The organism is Ruegeria arenilitoris (assembly GCF_013031355.1).
GTDB lineage: Bacteria > Pseudomonadota > Alphaproteobacteria > Rhodobacterales > Rhodobacteraceae > Ruegeria > Ruegeria arenilitoris_C.
In genome coordinates, this window is record NZ_WPZO01000005.1 from 41,396 (window position 1) to 58,028 (window position 16,633).

At 58.3% G+C, this 16,633-nt stretch carries 10 protein-coding genes and 3 pseudogenes; 8 read left to right on the top strand and 5 right to left on the bottom strand.

The features are described from left to right. Positions 1 to 21: 21 nt before the first annotated feature. The 5 genes and pseudogenes from xsc to GOX63_RS23790 all read left to right on the top strand — a co-directional run. Positions 22 to 1,803 (top strand): sulfoacetaldehyde acetyltransferase, encoded by a 1,782-nt coding sequence (gene xsc, locus GOX63_RS13270; protein ID WP_170545943.1) that lies wholly within the window; start codon positions 22 to 24, stop codon positions 1,801 to 1,803. An 87-nt stretch (positions 1,804 to 1,890) separates the two neighbouring features. Beyond that, a complete protein-coding gene (locus GOX63_RS13275) occupies positions 1,891 to 2,931 on the top strand; it encodes a YeiH family protein (RefSeq protein ID WP_217356198.1) in 1,041 nt (346 codons plus the stop codon). Positions 2,932 to 2,942: 11 nt separating this feature from the next. After that, entirely contained in the window at positions 2,943 to 3,980 is a 1,038-nt protein-coding gene (gene pta, locus GOX63_RS13280; protein WP_170326702.1) for a phosphate acetyltransferase, read from the top strand. Then, positions 3,977 to 4,342, top strand: coding sequence for a cupin domain-containing protein (locus GOX63_RS13285; RefSeq protein WP_170326701.1), 366 nt, complete (start codon positions 3,977 to 3,979; stop codon positions 4,340 to 4,342). Before pta ends, GOX63_RS13285 begins: the two co-directional genes overlap by 4 nt. Positions 4,343 to 4,437: 95 nt before the next feature. Beyond that, positions 4,438 to 4,672, top strand: a pseudogene (locus GOX63_RS23790) (IS6 family transposase); the annotation flags it as partial. 42 nt (positions 4,673 to 4,714) lie between these two features. Here GOX63_RS23790 and GOX63_RS24115 read toward each other — a convergent pair. Together GOX63_RS24115 and GOX63_RS13290 are read right to left on the bottom strand one after the other, a co-directional pair. Further along, positions 4,715 to 4,819: pseudogene (locus GOX63_RS24115) on the bottom strand (IS3 family transposase); the annotation flags it as partial. 28 nt (positions 4,820 to 4,847) lie between these two features. Continuing rightward, positions 4,848 to 5,090: pseudogene (locus GOX63_RS13290) on the bottom strand (transposase); the annotation flags it as partial. A gap of 654 nt (positions 5,091 to 5,744) precedes the next feature. Between GOX63_RS13290 and GOX63_RS13295 the strand changes: the two are divergent. After that, positions 5,745 to 7,058 (top strand): hypothetical protein, encoded by a 1,314-nt coding sequence (locus tag GOX63_RS13295; protein ID WP_170545945.1) that lies wholly within the window; start codon positions 5,745 to 5,747, stop codon positions 7,056 to 7,058. A gap of 46 nt (positions 7,059 to 7,104) precedes the next feature. On the opposite strand, the gene GOX63_RS13300 is transcribed toward GOX63_RS13295, so the two are convergent. Together GOX63_RS13300 and GOX63_RS13305 are read right to left on the bottom strand one after the other, a co-directional pair. Next, positions 7,105 to 9,810: a DUF6493 family protein gene (locus GOX63_RS13300; protein ID WP_170326699.1), complete on the bottom strand. Its 2,706-nt coding sequence runs from the start codon at positions 9,808 to 9,810 to the stop codon at positions 7,105 to 7,107. Further along, entirely contained in the window at positions 9,807 to 11,141 is a 1,335-nt protein-coding gene (locus tag GOX63_RS13305; protein WP_170326698.1) for an SWIM zinc finger family protein, read from the bottom strand. The genes GOX63_RS13300 and GOX63_RS13305 overlap by 4 nt, the downstream gene beginning before the upstream one ends. A 319-nt stretch (positions 11,142 to 11,460) precedes the next feature. Here GOX63_RS13305 and GOX63_RS13310 point away from each other — a divergent pair, with 319 nt between their 5' ends. Then, the gene (locus GOX63_RS13310) at positions 11,461 to 13,191 is read left to right on the top strand and encodes a type I secretion system permease/ATPase (protein WP_170326718.1); all 1,731 of its coding nucleotides are present in this window, start codon (positions 11,461 to 11,463) and stop codon (positions 13,189 to 13,191) included. After that, on the top strand, positions 13,181 to 14,497 hold the full coding sequence (locus GOX63_RS13315) for an HlyD family type I secretion periplasmic adaptor subunit (protein ID WP_170326697.1): 1,317 nt from the start codon (positions 13,181 to 13,183) through the stop codon (positions 14,495 to 14,497). The genes GOX63_RS13310 and GOX63_RS13315 overlap by 11 nt, the downstream gene beginning before the upstream one ends. Positions 14,498 to 14,512: 15 nt before the next feature. On the opposite strand, the gene GOX63_RS13320 is transcribed toward GOX63_RS13315, so the two are convergent. After that, a complete protein-coding gene (locus tag GOX63_RS13320) occupies positions 14,513 to 16,552 on the bottom strand; it encodes a beta-propeller fold lactonase family protein (RefSeq protein WP_170545947.1) in 2,040 nt (679 codons plus the stop codon). Positions 16,553 to 16,633 lie beyond the last annotated feature (81 nt).

A 16,633-nucleotide genomic window follows, 5' to 3' on the forward strand; every position in this document is an offset into this window, starting at 1 on the left:
CTCAAACAAGGACAGACACAGATGAAAATGACCACGGAAGAGGCCTTTGTTAAGGTTCTGCAGCTTCACGGTATTGAACATGCTTTTGGCATCATCGGTTCGGCGATGATGCCGATCTCGGATATTTTTGGGAAAGCCGGCATCACCTTCTGGGATTGCGCGCATGAAGGCTCGGGCGGGATGATGGCCGACGGCTACACCCGCGCCACCGGCAAGATGTCGATGATGATCGCGCAGAACGGCCCCGGCATCACCAACTTTGTCACCGCCGTCAAAACCGCCTACTGGAACCATACCCCGCTGCTGCTGGTCACACCGCAGGCCGCGAACAAGACCATGGGTCAGGGCGGTTTCCAGGAGATGGAGCAGATGCGCATGTTCGCCGACTGCGTCTGCTATCAGGAAGAAGTGCGCGACCCGTCGCGGATGGCCGAAGTCCTCAGCCGCGTGATCACCAAAGCCAAGCGCGCCTCGGCCCCGGCACAGATCAACGTGCCGCGTGACTTCTTCACTCAGGTCGTCGATATCGAACTGCCCGCCGTGGTCGAATTCGAACTGCCTTCTGGCGGCGTCTCTGCCGTGACCGAAGCTGCCGCGCTGCTGTCCGATGCCAAGAACCCGGTCATCCTGAACGGTGCCGGTACGGTTCTGTCCGCGGGCGGCATCGAAGCCTCGAAAGCACTGGCCGAGCGTCTGGACGCGCCGGTTTGCGTTGGCTACCAGCACAACGACGCCTTCCCCGGCTCGCACCCGCTGTTTGCCGGTCCGCTGGGCTATAACGGCTCGAAGGCCGCGATGGAGCTGATCAAGGAAGCCGACGTGGTTCTGTGCCTTGGCACCCGTCTGAACCCGTTCTCGACCCTGCCCGGTTACGGTCTGGAATACTGGCCTGCAAATGCGAAAATCATCCAGGTCGACATCAACCCGGATCGTATCGGCCTGACCAAGAAGGTCTCGGTCGGTATCGTGGGCGACGCGGCCACCGTTGCAACCAATATCCTGGCACAGCTTTCGGACACCGCAGGCGACGAAGGCCGCGACGCCCGCAAGGCGAAGATCGCGGAAAAAAAGTCGCGTTGGGCGCAGGAACTGACCTCGATGGATCACGAGCAGGACGATCCGGGCACCACCTGGAACGAGCGCGCTCGTGCCGCCAAGCCGGACTGGATGAGCCCGCGCATGGCGTGGCGTGCGATCCAGGCCGCGCTGCCGAAAGAGGCGATCATCTCGTCCGATATCGGCAACAACTGCGCCATCGGCAACGCCTATCCGTCCTTTGAGGAAGGCCGCAAGTATCTGGCGCCGGGCCTGTTCGGCCCCTGTGGCTATGGTCTGCCCTCGGTGATCGGCGCCAAGATCGGCTGCCCGGACGTACCGGTCGTCGGCTTCTCGGGCGACGGCGCCTTTGGTATCGCTGTCACCGAGCTGACTGCAATCGGTCGTGAGGAATGGCCCGCCGTGACCCAGATCGTCTTCCGCAACTACCAGTGGGGTGCGGAAAAGCGGAACTCGACCCTGTGGTTCGACGACAACTTCGTCGGCACCGAGCTGGACACCAAAGTGTCCTATGCCGGGATCGCGCAGGCCTGTGGCCTGAAAGGCGTCGTTGCCCGCACTCAGGACGAGCTGACCGCAGCCCTGAACCAGGCCATCGAGGACCAGAAGAACGGCATCACCACCCTGATCGAAGCCATGATCAACCAGGAACTGGGTGAGCCCTTCCGCCGCGACGCGATGAAGAAGCCGGTCGAAGTGGCAGGCATCAGCGCCGACGACATGAACCAACAGGCAGGGATCGCCTAAGTAGACGTCAAACCCGGGCCTAATCAGGCCCGGGTTCCATTGAGCTCTCCGGCCAAGAGGGCGCAATTTTTACACAAAGGAAACATGATGCAGGCGTTAAATGCATCCCGGACGCCCCTGTCGTGGGCGCAAGATTTCGTTCGCAAGAACGGCCACGGATTTCTGATTTCCGTGGTTGTAGCAGTTGCGGCGCAGTTTCTGTCGGAACACTACGGTGCGCCGGCGATGCTGATGGCGCTTTTGCTTGGCATAGCGTTTCATTTTCTGGCCGAGGAAGACACCGGAAGCTGCAAGGCCGGAATCGATTTTACGGCGCGTACTGTCCTGCGTTTTGGCGTCGCGCTGTTGGGTGCACGTATCTCAGTTGAGCTGATGGTTGGTCTGGGACCGCAATTGATTGCAGTTGTCATCACGGGCGTCATTCTGACGATCCTGTTTGGGTTGCTCGGCGCGCGCTTGCTTGGCCGTGGCTGGAGGTTCGGTGTCCTGACCGGCGGTTCGGTCGCGATTTGCGGTGCCTCCGCCGCGATGGCGCTGTCCGCCATTCTGCCCAAAAACGAACATTCCGAGCGCAATCTGATCTTCACCGTTCTGTCGGTGACTGTCTTGTCCACGGTTGCCATGATCGCCTATCCGATCCTGACTGAGACCTTTGATTTCGACGATCAGATTTCGGGGGTATTTCTGGGCGGCACTATTCACGACGTCGCTCAGGTTGTGGGCGCGGGCTTTTCGGTGTCGGACGAGGCCGGTGAAGTCGCGACGATGGTAAAACTGATCCGTGTTGCCATGCTAGCCCCGGTCGTTCTGGTGATTTCTGCGCTTGTCCGTCGCTATGCTGAGTTTAGTGAAGACGAGGGTAAACGGCCACCGATTTTGCCGATGTTTGTCGTGGGCTTTCTGATCTTCGCGACCCTGAACTCACTGGGGTTCATCCCTGAATTCATCTCTTCGGCCATGGCCAGCCTCAGCCGCTGGGCGCTGCTGGTGTCAATCGCAGCGGTTGGGATGAAAACCTCGCTCAAGCGCATTCTGGATGTGGGCGGACAGGCCATCGCACTGATCGTTGCCGAAACCGTCTTTATCGCCGTGCTGGTTCTGGCGGGCGTCTACCTTGTGCATTTTTGAAAGGACCTGCCATGAAGCCGTTGGAAGAACTGCTCAGGAATGCTGCGCAATCGCAAAAGAAAATTGTCCTGTCAGAAGGGTCTGACTCTCGCGCGGTAGAAGCCGCGCTTGAAGCCAGGGAAAAGGGCGTTGCCCAAATTGTGCTGGTGGGGGATGAGGGGCTTATCTTACGCCAGCTCGCATCCCTGAATGCCCAACCGGGTAGCGGGATCGAGATCGAAGATCCCGCCTCGTCAGCACATTTCGATGAATTGGCGACGTTGTTTTATGAGCTGCGCAAGCACAAGGGCGTCACGCAGGAACAGGCTATCGTCGAAACACGCAAACCGCATGTTTTCGCCGCGCTGATGGTGAAGAAGGGGCTTGCGGACGGAACCCTTGGCGGTGCGGTAGCAACCACGGCTGAGATCGTGCGGACTGCCATTCAGGTCATTGGCCCAAAGCCTGGTGAAAAGCTTGTATCCAGCTTTTTTCTGATGCTGTTCTGCGAAGGCCATCACATTAAAAAAGGCGCGCATGTCTTTGCGGATAGCGGTCTGGTCGTCGATCCGTCGGCGGAAGAAATGGCTCAGATCGCGCTGGCGTCGGCCAAAAGCTTCCGGGCGTTGACGCAGGATACTCCGCGGGTTGCGATGTTGTCCTTCTCGACCCGTGGCAGCGCCAGCAACGCAGCCGTGTCGAAGGTCGTTGAGGCCACGCAAATGGCCAGAGACGCGGCACCCAATCTTCTCATTGACGGCGAATTGCAGTTTGACGCAGCTTTCGTGCCCGAAGTTGCGGCGAAAAAGGCCAAGGACTCACCTCTGGGCGGCGACGCAAACATCTTTGTGTTTCCCAACCTCGAAGCCGGCAACATCGCCTACAAGATCGCCCAGCGGGTCGGAGGAGCAGTGGCTGTCGGCCCGATCATGCAGGGGTTGGACAAGCCCGCCAATGATCTGTCCCGCGGATGCTCGGCCGAGGATATTCTGCACATGATCGCCGTAACCGCAGCCCAGGCCGAAGCAAACGAAACAAACACGCAACCGAATCCGGAGGTTTCGCGATGAACGTACATGTCATCAACCTGTTCGACGAACCCGCAACGCGCAGCGAACGACGCCTTAGCGATCTGCCTGACCGCGTGGTAGAGGGCGATCCCTACCACAAGATCGGGATGCATTTCTCCAGCCCTGATGGTGCACTCTCGGCGGGCACTTGGACATCAACTCCTGGGAAATGGCACGCGTTCACGGACAAGGATGAGTATTGCTATATCGTTGAGGGGCATTGCGCGTTGATTCACAAAGACGGAACACGGCAGGATTTTCGCACCGGAGACAGCTTCATGATTCCAAACGGTTTTCAGGGCTACTGGGAAGTTGTTGAGACAACGACTAAGCACTTTGTCATTCGGGATTTGTCCGAGTAACGCAAAAGCTTGTGTCGCAGACTTTTGGGTCTGGATAGACGATCATGCAGATTCCGGCGTTTGTCCTCAGCGTTTAGTCTCTAACAGGTTTCTGCATGATCTCATTGAAAGGTTGCCATCTCCCGAGGGATGCGGTTTTGTGCGCTGTTTACTTCTATCTACGGTACACTGTGTCCTATCGTGATTTGGAAGAGATCATGGCCGCACGCGGTGTTCGCATTGACCACGCACCTCTCAACAGATGGGTTGTGAAGTATTCGGCGATGGTCGCAGCAAGAGCTGCAATCGAAGAAACGCCCAACACAGAATTCCTGGAGAATGGACGAAACCACACTGGACCTGTCGCGTTTTCGTGCCGCCCCAATTGCTCGTTTAGGCCACTTTCCGTTCGAAAGCGATCGGGCTTTTCGAACCCAAAGCTGAACGCCGTCGGCGTGGATTGTAGAAGCCATTGATGTATTCGAAAATCATAGGTTCAACGACACTTTGGGTCCGCCCTGATTTGCGCCAGACCAGCCATCATACGTGCGAAGATGCCTTTCTCGCTCCAGCACCTCCAACGGCTGTAGAGTGTTTTGTGCGGGCCACAGGCTGCGGGGGCATCGTGCCACCTTAACCCAATGTGGCTGATGAAGATAATCCCACTCAAAACCCGCTTGTCATCAACCCAAGGCTTGCCATGCGATTTCGGAAAGAAGGGTTTAAGACGCACTATCTGTGCGTCGGTCAGCCAAAAAAGATCGCTCATGTCGCCGATCCATTTTCGGAGCCGTGACTCAGGCGGCGCGACGAAAATCAATGCATCCTGACCCTAGACCAATGTTGGAAGCTACTGCTGAGGCCGCGAAGAGGAAGTCAACCCAACACCGTTTTTGGGGAATCTCGTTAATTTAAGTTGCCGTCTATTGTCTCAAAACAGCTATGGCTCGTGGAAATTACACGCTTGTGCAGTTGGTAAGAATATGCAGGAAGAAAAGCGCAACTTTACTGGCGTAGTTTTATACAAGGACTCAAACAGAAAAAGGAGCGAACTTACACATTTGCTGCACCGCGTCTGATTTAAGATAGGGCAGCGCCAGTATTAGTTTTTCTCCTGCTTGGCCTCACGTTCGTTTGCGTATCCGGCCTGTTATTTGTGTTGAAATTGTAATGAGGGCCTCGTTGTTTGAGGCAGTATTGGCGGAAGGTTCTTCCTGCAATGCAAAAAAATACGCCTTCCTCCCAGCTCTGCCCCAATCGGTCTGGCTCAGAATTCAAAGCACCGATCCCTCAGCTATACAGCGCTCCAATCTGGCCACGTGTTTGATCGCGGGCGCGCCAAAGCGTCAGAGATCTCCCCGAATACCAGATTCACCACCATTGTCCCCGCAAGGCTTTTGTTGTGGGGCAAAAGGGCTGAGTGATGCGTGTTTTTGATATCGCATTGATTGGCGCAGGACCTGCCGGTTACGCCGCACTGACCGCATTACGTGGGTTTTCAGGGTCGTTGGCCGTGATCACCGGCGCAACACCAGACCCATGGCAGGGCGGGCCTGCAAAGGTGGCTTCGGTGGCTTTCGAACGGCAAAAACCGGCGTGTTTGGCGGACCGTATGCCCGTTTCCGGTGACGCTCCGCCGATGTATGCAGCGGCCGAAGTCGGCGGCTTTGCCAATTACTGGGGCAAACAGCTTCAGGTTTACGGCAGCGACGACCCGTGGGGGCAAGGACCGTTTCTGGAAACCTGGAAGGCGTATCAGACCGCTTGCGATGCAGTGCAGGCGGATCTCGAGGTGATCGGCGGTACCCGGCAGCAAAACCTGGACAGCGATTTCGAGGCCAGCGCACCGCGCCTTTTGGTCGGAACCAAGGATGCACCGGGCAGTCAGCTGAACGCTATGGCTCTTGCGGTCGAAAAGCGACTGCAAGAAATTCCCAGTGTCGAAGTTCTGTCCGGTCGCGTGCGGAGGATCGAACAGGAACAGGGCGTTCTGCGTCTGGATCTTGGCGGAGGCACGCAGGTCCGGGCTCGCCGCGTTTTTCTGGCCGCCGGTGTTCTTGGGACGGCGACCACCTTGGCGCGCAGCATTTCCAGTATCTCCGAGATCGGATTTCGCGATCACGCGCCTTATACCATCAACTGTTTCAGGCTGGACTGCATCCTTGGGCCAACACACAACTATGCCAACAGCGGCAATTTCAACGCCCTGACGGTCACGTTAAAAAACGGGGGGCGTTGCGATCTGTTCGCCTCGGTCTATGCGGTGTCGCAAGCGCCAATCAGCCTGCTGACGACCAATTTCGGACTGGGGCCTCGATTGCGCGGTCGCCGGGTTGGACGGATTTTTGATTTCGTGCAACCGATCCGCCTTTGGACCCCGAAAACGCAGGTTCAGTTTCGGCATAACCCCAGCGACAGCCAGACCGAGGCCACCCCTACCCTGGATCAGGAACCCGACCCGAAGCTAAGGCGTTTTCTGGACTGGCTCGTCACACATGGTGTTCGGAACAAGCTGGGCCAAACCGCGCCGGGACAGGGGTTTCACTATCACCGGCTGACCCTTGGGGCCGACCGGCGCGCCGTCGATGACGTGGTCAAAACCGCCTTTGACGGACAATTGCGGGTCATTGACGCCTCTTGCCTGAAACAGATCGGCTGCCCGCCCCATACTCTGACGGCGATGGCGCAGGCTTATGCCCGCGTGCGCCACGATTTGGAAAGCCCGGAATACCATTAAACTCTTTACAGCCGCGCTCCGGTATTCCGGCACATTCAACCTGGGTTCAATTCACAGTTTGACCAACGACAGCGAGCTTGCGTGCGAACTTCCCCGTTTTTCCACCGGCCTCGATCGACCGCAAGGCTGCCTGGGTGTCCGGCGACCCCACCGCCTCATCAGAGGCCACGCACAGTTCATAAAGCAGTTCCAGAATGCCGCCCAGATCGCGCGGAAGCTCTGACGGCAAATCGACCATCATGCCCGCCAGTGCAGACTTGACCGCCCGTGCATGGGCGTCGGATGTTCCGGCCACCTGAGTCAAGCGCTTGGTCCACCGGCGCAGCGGCAAGCCCGCGTGAAACACAAGCGAATGCGCGGCGGATGTAAACGCGCTTGGGTCGAACACGTGTTGATCCATCAATGTGGCCATTGCATCGATTGTGGTTGTCCCGATGCCCTCATCGGCGCTGGCCAGATACCAGGCGAGCATGGCGTGTGCCATTGCTCCGGGCTTGGGATCGGGGCGGAAAAGCGGATCCAGAAACATCAGACAATGATGGTTGGTCAGCTTCTGGTCCAAATCCAGTTCGAAGATACCGGTGGCAAAGAACAATTCGGTATGCGCCGGACGTGCTAACCCAACCCAAGGGTTCGGGAGCACCATCCAGCTGCTGCCCGGATCGCTCATGTAAGTGTGTTCGGATTTTGCAGGCAGGGCAAAACCCAATGCGGCATCCACGTTATCGAGAATTGGGGGCGTGATCCGGATTTTCGGCCTCGGCCAAGTATATTGATCTATACGCCGAATATCTGCGTAAAACTCGAAACGTGCCGGATGGCCCGCGCCCGGCACGGATCCGCCAATCAGGTTTTCGATGTGTGGGTCTGGTCGTAACGGCAGGGTCGAAGACCACGCAATAGCCCATAGCTGTTTGTCCGCCTCAGGTGGAGCGTCAGCCCCCAGTGCATAGGCCAGCGCCCGTTCCGGCTCTGATTGCGGTTGTAGGTCGTTCAGAGCGGCTTCACGCCCCTCGGGAGCCAATCGCATGAGGGCCAGTTTGAAATCCGTGTCCCCCGGTTGGACGCCGATCTTTTGGTACTCTGCCAAACGATCAATTAATTGATTTGCCGACAAATACCCGCGGTTGTCACTGGGTGCCGACAGCATTGGTATAGCGTGCCCTTCCCGCACAAGAGCCAGCAGCTCTTGTGCCCGGGCCGCAAACATCCCTTCAAAGCTGTTGCGATTAATCCCAAGCGGCGTGTGCCCAGAGTACCGTGGCGTAAGAAACGGCTGCAGTTCTGCGTCAAAACCCGTGCCATTGGCCCATGCCAGCGCGGTCGCCAGAATTGGCTTTTCGAAATTTCCTGCCCCTCCGAAAGCGTCTAGTACCACCCGGTTACTCAACTGGGTTGCCCGTTTCGCCAGTGGTGACAACAGCGGACCAGCCGCCGCTCCGAACCGCGCCAGACCGTCAAATGCACGTTCGGTCAAAAACGGATCGCTGCCGTCTTCCAAAAGCTCCAGAAACACTGCCACGGCTTCTTCGACCGACGCCACCGGATGAAGGGCATCAATCCGAACCACCGGATCAGCCGCATCAGGCAGAGGGGTTGGTTCACCACCCCCGACAATCTCTGAAAGCCTGCCCTGTACGGTCGGAGCGACCATATCCACATAGTCGCGCAACTTGTCCTGAACTTCAGGCACAGAGTGCTGGCCCAGGGTCTCGATCAGATCCAATGCCCTTGCCTGCACATCTCCGGCCTCGGATATCAGAGCCGATGCGGCCATCAGGGCAATATTAGATGCCCTATCGGGATGGCGCTTGGCGCAGTTTTTCAGCAATTGCAACGCCATCACGGCGCTGGATTTCTGGCGGCCCTGCAACGCGGGTTCGATCGAGGCCAGCAGCGCAGCGGGATCAATCCCGTGCAATTTGTCGATCCGTTTCAGCACCTTCAACGCAAAGACCACGGTCGGAGGCACAGAGCTGGCTAGCAAATTCAGATACCGCCCGGCCTGGGGCAAAATCTCTGCGTCCGTAGGGCAAAGGCTGGTGTGAAACCGCGAATACCACCCGGCCCGAAACTGACCGAAATCCCGTTCAAGCGCGTCCAGCGAGGCGTCCAACAGCCGGTCTCGGTCCAACGTGCCGTCATCGCTCAGACTGATCAGGATTTCCGCCCACGACACCCCCCGCCCGACGTATTTGTCATGTGCGGCAAGGCTCAGGTCCCCACCCCCTTCAACCTCGAAGAACCGCCAGACATCATGCGTCAAAAACTGGTCGCGCGCCAGCTCGGGGACGGCCGCCTGATGCGCATAGTAGCCCAATATGTAGGCGTCTGTTTGCGGGATGTTGCACTGCCCTTGCGCGTACAGCGCATGAACCACTTCGATGAGGCGGGGGTTGTCTTCGACCGCAGCAACGGCCCAATCATCAATCCAACTGAGGTTCAGCGCACTGAAAACATCCGTCAGAGGGATCGAACGTGGCAGGATGCGCCAGTCTCCGCAGCTGTATTCGGAAGGGCGCGCCGTTGCCAGAATAGCGACACCTAGCGCATCGCCGTCCTTGGCCAAATCCGAGGTTTGTTTCCTGCCATTGAACTGGGCATCCCAATACGCTTTGTCATAGGCTTTCTGCGTTTTCAAAGCGATCGGGGCAAAGGCGCGACGGTCGGCTTCGGGAATGACGGAAAGTGCCTTTAGCACGTGACGGGCACGCTTGGTTGTAATCAACTGGAGGAATTCTGCTTTGGTCATTGCAAGCGCTCCGTTTCCATTTCCGCGGCCAGAATGTGCTTGCAGGGGCCGCGCGTGTATTTGTTTTTGGCATACCACGGGCAGGTACAACTCGGCGCGCCATCCCCAAAACGCACGCGATGAACCGTCGTGTCGCTGATCACCTCGGCACCGCCCTGTTCAAGGGTCACCGCCCGGGTATCCACCAGTTTCCGGGCCGCTTTCAGGCGGGGGTTCATTGCCTCGACCCGGTCCATGTCAAACGGAAGAACCCGGTGAAACCAAGTGGACTGGGCAAGATCGAACCCCACAAGACCCAAAGCTGCCAGATGCGACATGGCCGTATTGACCTGATCGTGCGACAGGCCGGTGTTTCGGGCCAAAGTGGACAGGTCCAAATCGTCCTGCCAGTTCAACTGCGCCCGCAGGGCGGAAATTTCTGCTTCATCCCGCGCCAGATCGGACAGCAGCCGACCATCGCCGGAAAACCCGCGCCAAGGCTCGGCATTCAGCACCAGGGTCAACCGTTGTGATCCAAAATCAAGCACCCAGGTCGAGCTTTGCAGTGTGGGATTGCCATAGACATGAAGAGCCTTGGCTCTGCCTACCAGTGTTTCGAACACCCGCAGGCGATGCCCTCCGCGCAGCGGCACACTGCCGGGCGTAGGTCGGGTCGAGGTTCTGACCCTCGGGCCTGCGGCCGCGACCCAAATTTGGTGATCCGATTTCGAGCGTGGCAGGCTGCGGAGAAACCGCTGTGCCGACACGGGCGGTAGCGAGAATGCTTTCTCCATTCCCGACAGGTGCCCCTGCACTTCGCCGAAGCCTTTAATCCAACGCACGGGCAGCGGCACCTTGCGCTCGGTGACGTTGGCCCGCTCATGCGCCAGTCCAACCGCGCGCGGGCCAATTGTAATCTCCAGACGGCTGTCCGGCTTGGTCTGCGCCAACAACGCCCGCAGTTCGGGCCCGAAATCCACGTTTGTGGTTCCTTTGGTACGATGCGCGACCTCAAGCGCGTCTTCATCGATGTCTAGACGGATATAGGCGCTGCAACAGGCCGAGAAGCCTTCGAACCGAACCGTTGACGGGCCAACGGTCGCGACGGGATCGGCCTCGCGCAGTATCCGCGCCAACATGGATGGCGGAACATAAAACCTTGACCCCACAATTTCAGAAACCGCCCGCAAAGCTCTGGACGTCACGTCAGGTTCTTTCGCAAAAGCCGTCAGATAAGTTTCCGGCTCTTTTTTGCCGATCCGATCCGCAACAAGAAACAATGAGCGACCATGATCCTGCCCAACCAGAGAGGAGCAGCCCGCATAGTGGTAAACGTGGTCAACTGCGCTCATTCCGACCTTCCTGAAAATGGTGCAATACACAATTAATCAATGACCTTGGCACCAGATTGACGTGGTAAAGGTGTCAACAATGAGGCCCCTTGCCGCGATCCTCTTGACGCACCACATTGGGTCTCGTACCGGGTAACACTCGAGCGTCCAGACGCCCACCCGGCGATCGTTGGCTTGACGACAAGTATCTTTTCGCCGATTCATCAACTCTCGCATTTTCAGCACCGCGCCATAGTTTTAGGATGCGCCACATCGCAAACGCCCTAGACTTAAAGACCAACAGTTACCAAAGGCCTCGTACGTGAACATCAAAAACCGCATGATGATGCCGCCTCGCCACGAGCTGCAAAAAGTACGCAATCAGGGCATGACCTTTCTGGCTCTGGCATTTCTGTTCAGCATATTCGTCAACATCCTGATGCTGACCGGGCCTTTGTTCATGTTGCAGGTCTATGACCGGGTGCTGGGGTCGCGCGCAGTGGAAACGCTGACGGCACTGTTCTTGTTGGTGACGTTGCTCTACGCGCTCATGGCGATGCTGGATTATGCCCGCGGCAGAATCGTCGCGCGGTTCGGGGCCCGCTTCCAGTCACAACTGGATGAACGTGTGTTCGACGCAACCCTTCGCCGGTCGTTGTACCCGCAGGCGCGATCCGCTCCGGCAACGGCGCTGCGCGACCTCGAGTCGATTCAAAACCTGTGTTCCTCACCCGTGTTGCTGGCGGTGATGGATATCCCGTGGACCCCGGTTTTTCTGGCGGCGATCTTCCTGTTCCACCCACTGCTGGGCTGGCTGGCCGTGGCCGGCGGTTCCCTGCTGATCATAATTGCGCTGCTGAACCAGGGTTTGACGCATCGCAAGGTGGCCTCGGCACAACGGGCTTCGGCGCAGGCCAATGCTTTTTCGGAACATGCCAGACAGGCCGCCGAGGTGGTACGATCACAGGGCATGCAAGAAGACATCACCCAGCGTTGGCAACGCCAGCGGACCAACGCTCTACGCCAGACCATTGCCGCCAGCGACTGGACCGGCAGCTTTACCTCGCTTACCAAATCTCTGCGGTTGTTCCTGCAATCGGCGATGCTGGCGCTTGGCGCCTGGCTGGTGCTGCGCAATGAGCTGACGCCGGGCGCGATGATCGCCGGATCGATCCTGCTGGGCCGCGCGCTGGCACCTGTCGAACAGACGGTGGGCCAATGGGGGATGGTCGAACGCGCGCGAACGGCGTGGACCTCGCTGAACCGGTTTCTGGATGCGACCCCGCCCGAATTGCCGCGCACCAAACTGCCCGTGCCCAAGGCCGATCTGACCGCCAAGGGCCTGACGGTCATCCCACCGGGCGCGGACAAACCGACCCTGCGAAACGTCACGCTGCGGCTTGAACCGGGCCGCGCGCTGGGTGTTATCGGTAAAAGCGGATCGGGAAAATCGACGCTGGCCAAGGCCCTTTTGGGCTTGTGGCAGCCGGCCGCCGGGGAAATCCGGCTGGGCGGGGCGACACTGGATCAATACGATCCCACCGATCTGGGTCAGCATATCGGTTACCTGCCGCAGGAAGTAACCCTTTTCAACGGAACCGTGGCCGAAAACATCGCGCGCATGTCGGAAAACCCCGATCCCGAAGCCGTTGTGGCCGCTGCCAAAAAAGCCAAGGCGCATGAGCTGATCCTGACGCTCAGCAAGGGGTACGACACTTTTCTCGAAGGCAATGACAGCCAGATGTCCGGGGGTCAAAAACAACGTATCGCTTTAGCGCGCGCCCTGTACGGGGACCCGGTCATGCTGATACTGGACGAGCCGAACTCGGCCTTGGACTCCGAAGGAACCGAGGCGCTGAACGCCGCTGTTCGGGGCCTGAAAGAGGCCGGAAAATCCGCCATCATCATGACCCATCGCCCGCAGGCGATCTCGGAATGTGATGACCTGGCAGTTGTCGAAAACGGTCAGGTGGTGAAATCCGGCAGCCGGGACGAGGTGCTGGCTGCCATGGTACAGAATGCCGGTGCGATCAAACGGGGCCTCAGTCAGGTGAAAAAAGATGCAGTATAAGGCGGATCAGGATACACGCCCGGTGTGGCGGATCACGGTACCGGCCTTTGTCGGTTTTACGGCGCTGATTGTTCTTGTCGGCGGACTGGGCGTCTGGGCGGTTCAGACCCGTCTGGCCGGGGCTATTGTTTCGCAGGGGAGCATTGAAGTTCAAAGCAATAGGCAGGTTGTTGAACACCCTGATGGCGGCGTTGTCGGAGAGATTTATGTCCGCGACGGAGATGTGGTCGCCGAAGGCGACATGCTGGTCCGGTTGGACGATACATTTTTGTCATCTGAGAAGACCATCGTTGAATCTCAACTGTTTGAGCTGATGGCGCGGCGGGTCCGTTTGGAGGCCGAACGCGACGGTGCAGGTGCCGAGGAACTGGCAACTCAGTTGGCTTCTGTTCAAGAGCAGGAAAACATAGATGCAGATCTGATCGCAGGTCAGCAGAGCTTGTTCGAAGCCCGGCTGGAGACCCTAACACAACAAACTCAGCAACTAGGCAAACAGCGCGATCAGATCGAAACAGAGATCGAAGGCACAGAGGCACAACTTGTCTCGCTGCGGCGTCAGGTTGAACTCATTCAAGAGGAGTTGGACGATCAAAAAAGCCTGCTAAATCGTGGCCTGACGCAGGCAAGCCGGGTTTCTGCCCTGCAGCGCGAAGAGGCCAGCCTGACCGGCGAGATTGGTCGGTTGGAGGCGACAGTTGCGCGCTTGGCAGGGCAAATTGCTGCAACAGAAATCGAAATTGTGGAATTGGCCGCCACGCGGCGCGAAGAGGCCATCACCGAACTGCGGGATGTTCAGACGCAGATTTTGGAATTGGCCGAGCGTCGCCTGTCACTGGATGTACGGCTGTCGCGGCTGGATATCCGCGCGCCTGTCGCCGGAACGGTCTATGGCAGTCAGGTCTTTGCGCTGCAGTCGGTGATACAGCCAGCAGAACCGATGATGTATGTGGTGCCGCAAGACACGCCGCTGCTTGTGGCTGCTCGAGTGGATGCGATTCATGTGGATCAGCTATTTGTCGGCCAACCCGTGTCCTTGCGCTTTCCGGCATTTAACCAACGTGAAACGCCCGAAATTGAAGGGCAGGTAATCACTGTTTCGGCAGATACCTTCACTGATGAAAGCACCGGCCAGACCTATTACCGTGCGGAAGTTGCTCCGGAAGACAGTGAAATCGAACGTCTGAACGGTCAAGCTTTGCTGCCCGGTATGCCGGTGGAAACCATGATCAAAACCGACGAAAGAAGCCCCTTGTCCTATTTGATCAAACCGTTGGCTGACTATTTCAACCGGGCCTTCCGTGAGTAGCAGAGACAGCGGTTTTCAGGCCTGTTCGACATTCCCCAGCAGGATCGCGGTCATGTCCGTGGCAATCACGTTGTCCACTGCCGTCACGTGTACACCGGTTTCGTAGCTGACATTCGTTTCCGTGATGCCCGACAGGTCTGCGTCCTTGTCCAGGAACACCCATTCCGCATCTTTCTCGGCCGGCAAGCCGACGGATAACTTGAGGATGGCCAACGCATCGAACGCGTTCACAATGCCATCCTGATTGACATCTGCCGCGATCAGATTCTCCGGCGTCGCCGGTCCCCATGTCGGGTCCAGCCCGACCGAAAGCCGGAGAACCTGCAAGGCATCCAGCGCCGAGATTTTGTCACTGGCCAGCGAATAGGTTTTGACGATGTCCAATTCGCCCTCAAACGTGCCCGACGGCAAACCCAGATCGAAACGCCCTTCGTCATCCGCGCGTACGCAGATGGTCCCGCCCCCGTCCGGGGTAAAGCGGATCTCAGCATCGGACAGGCCGGGATTCGCGGTTTCCGAGTTGATCGAGATGTCGCCCAAAACGCCGTCCGAACTATCCTGTTTCAGCCCGCCGAAATCTCCGAAATCCACCGGAATGTGATCCGGTCCGCCAAACCCAGCTCCGAACACTTCGGCGCTGGTCAGAGGACCCCCGGTCGCGGAATTGATGACGATCACCTCGTTGATGTATTCAATCTGCGCCCCCTGCGCGGTCGCGGTAAATGTCAACTGACCGGGCGTGCGCAGCAACGGATAGTCGAACAGGTCCAATCGGTCGACACCGGCATGAAAGCCGTTAATCGTCGTCGGGTCACTGCCATATTGCATGACAAAGATATCCGCACCGGTTCCGCCATCCATCGTTGTCGCCGCGATTCCTGCCACCAGAATGTCATCCCCTGCCCCGCCCATCAGGGTGGTCTCCAAGATGCTGCCGCTGAGTATGTCGTTCTGCGCCGACCCGGTAACCGTACCGAACCCGGACTGCACGATACCCAGATCATCTATCGAAACGCTCAATTGCGTCAGCCCCGCATCTTGTTGCGAACCGACGAGGATTTGCAGTTCGTCCCCGACATGCGCGACACTCAACGTTTCGACGTTCTGCAGGCCGCTGTGTACGGTGTCGGCAAAACTGTCCAGATGCACCAACTGGCCATTCGGCGTCAGGGTAAACAGGGTAACACCGTCATCGCCGCCGCCCGCCATGACAAACACATGCCCGTCAGCCTCGACCACGGCCAGATCCTGCACAGTTTCAAACCGCGTATGCAGCGAATCCAGAACGTGATCGGTTGCAATCAGACGTCCGTCTGCCGCCAGCTCCATTACGCTGAGCGAGTTGCTGCCCGCCCCTGCCACAACAACCCAGGACTGACCATCAGCCTGCACCACCTCGACCGCTGTCGGTGTCGCGATCCCCAGTGTTGCCAGCGCGTCGCTGTTGTCGACCGTGGTCAGGGCACCGGTGTTTTGATCCACATTGTAGGTGTTGATCGTGCCGCTTATGGAATCGGCCGCAATCACGAAATGACCTGCCCCGGCTTGCAACACTTGCATCGAATCCGCCTGCCCTGCGACGGATGCCATCAGGCTCAGTGAGCCATCCCCGTTCACGGTATAGGTCGCGATTTGCCCTGTCGCCTCATGCGCGATGGTCAACACATTCCCAAGCTGAACAAGGGCCGAAATATCCCCGCCACCGACCAGCGAATCGGTTTCCTGCAAGGTGCCCACGGTCCCGTTCGGGTTCAGCTCATACCCGACCAGCCCGGTTGCAGTGCCCACATCCAGGATAAGTTGGTCGTCCCCGGCCAGCGCCACCGGCATAGCACTGTCGCCGACCTGATACGTGATCGTGCCGCTGAAATACTCGGTGTCCTGCAACTGTGGCAGAGCGCCCTCGACCAGCTTCCACACCGTGATTCCACCGCCCGGGCCGGTCACGCTGTACAGATACGTTTCGCCATTAAGCGTTTTTAAAGCCGTATCGCCGATACCTGAATCGAGCGCTGCGCTCCCTGTTGCAACCACTCCTTCGAACTGAAGCACCATATCAAATCACCCCACGCCAAATCTGGCACCGACTACAGGATGATCCGATGCCCAGTCCGAAACCAAAGCGGGAATGTGGAG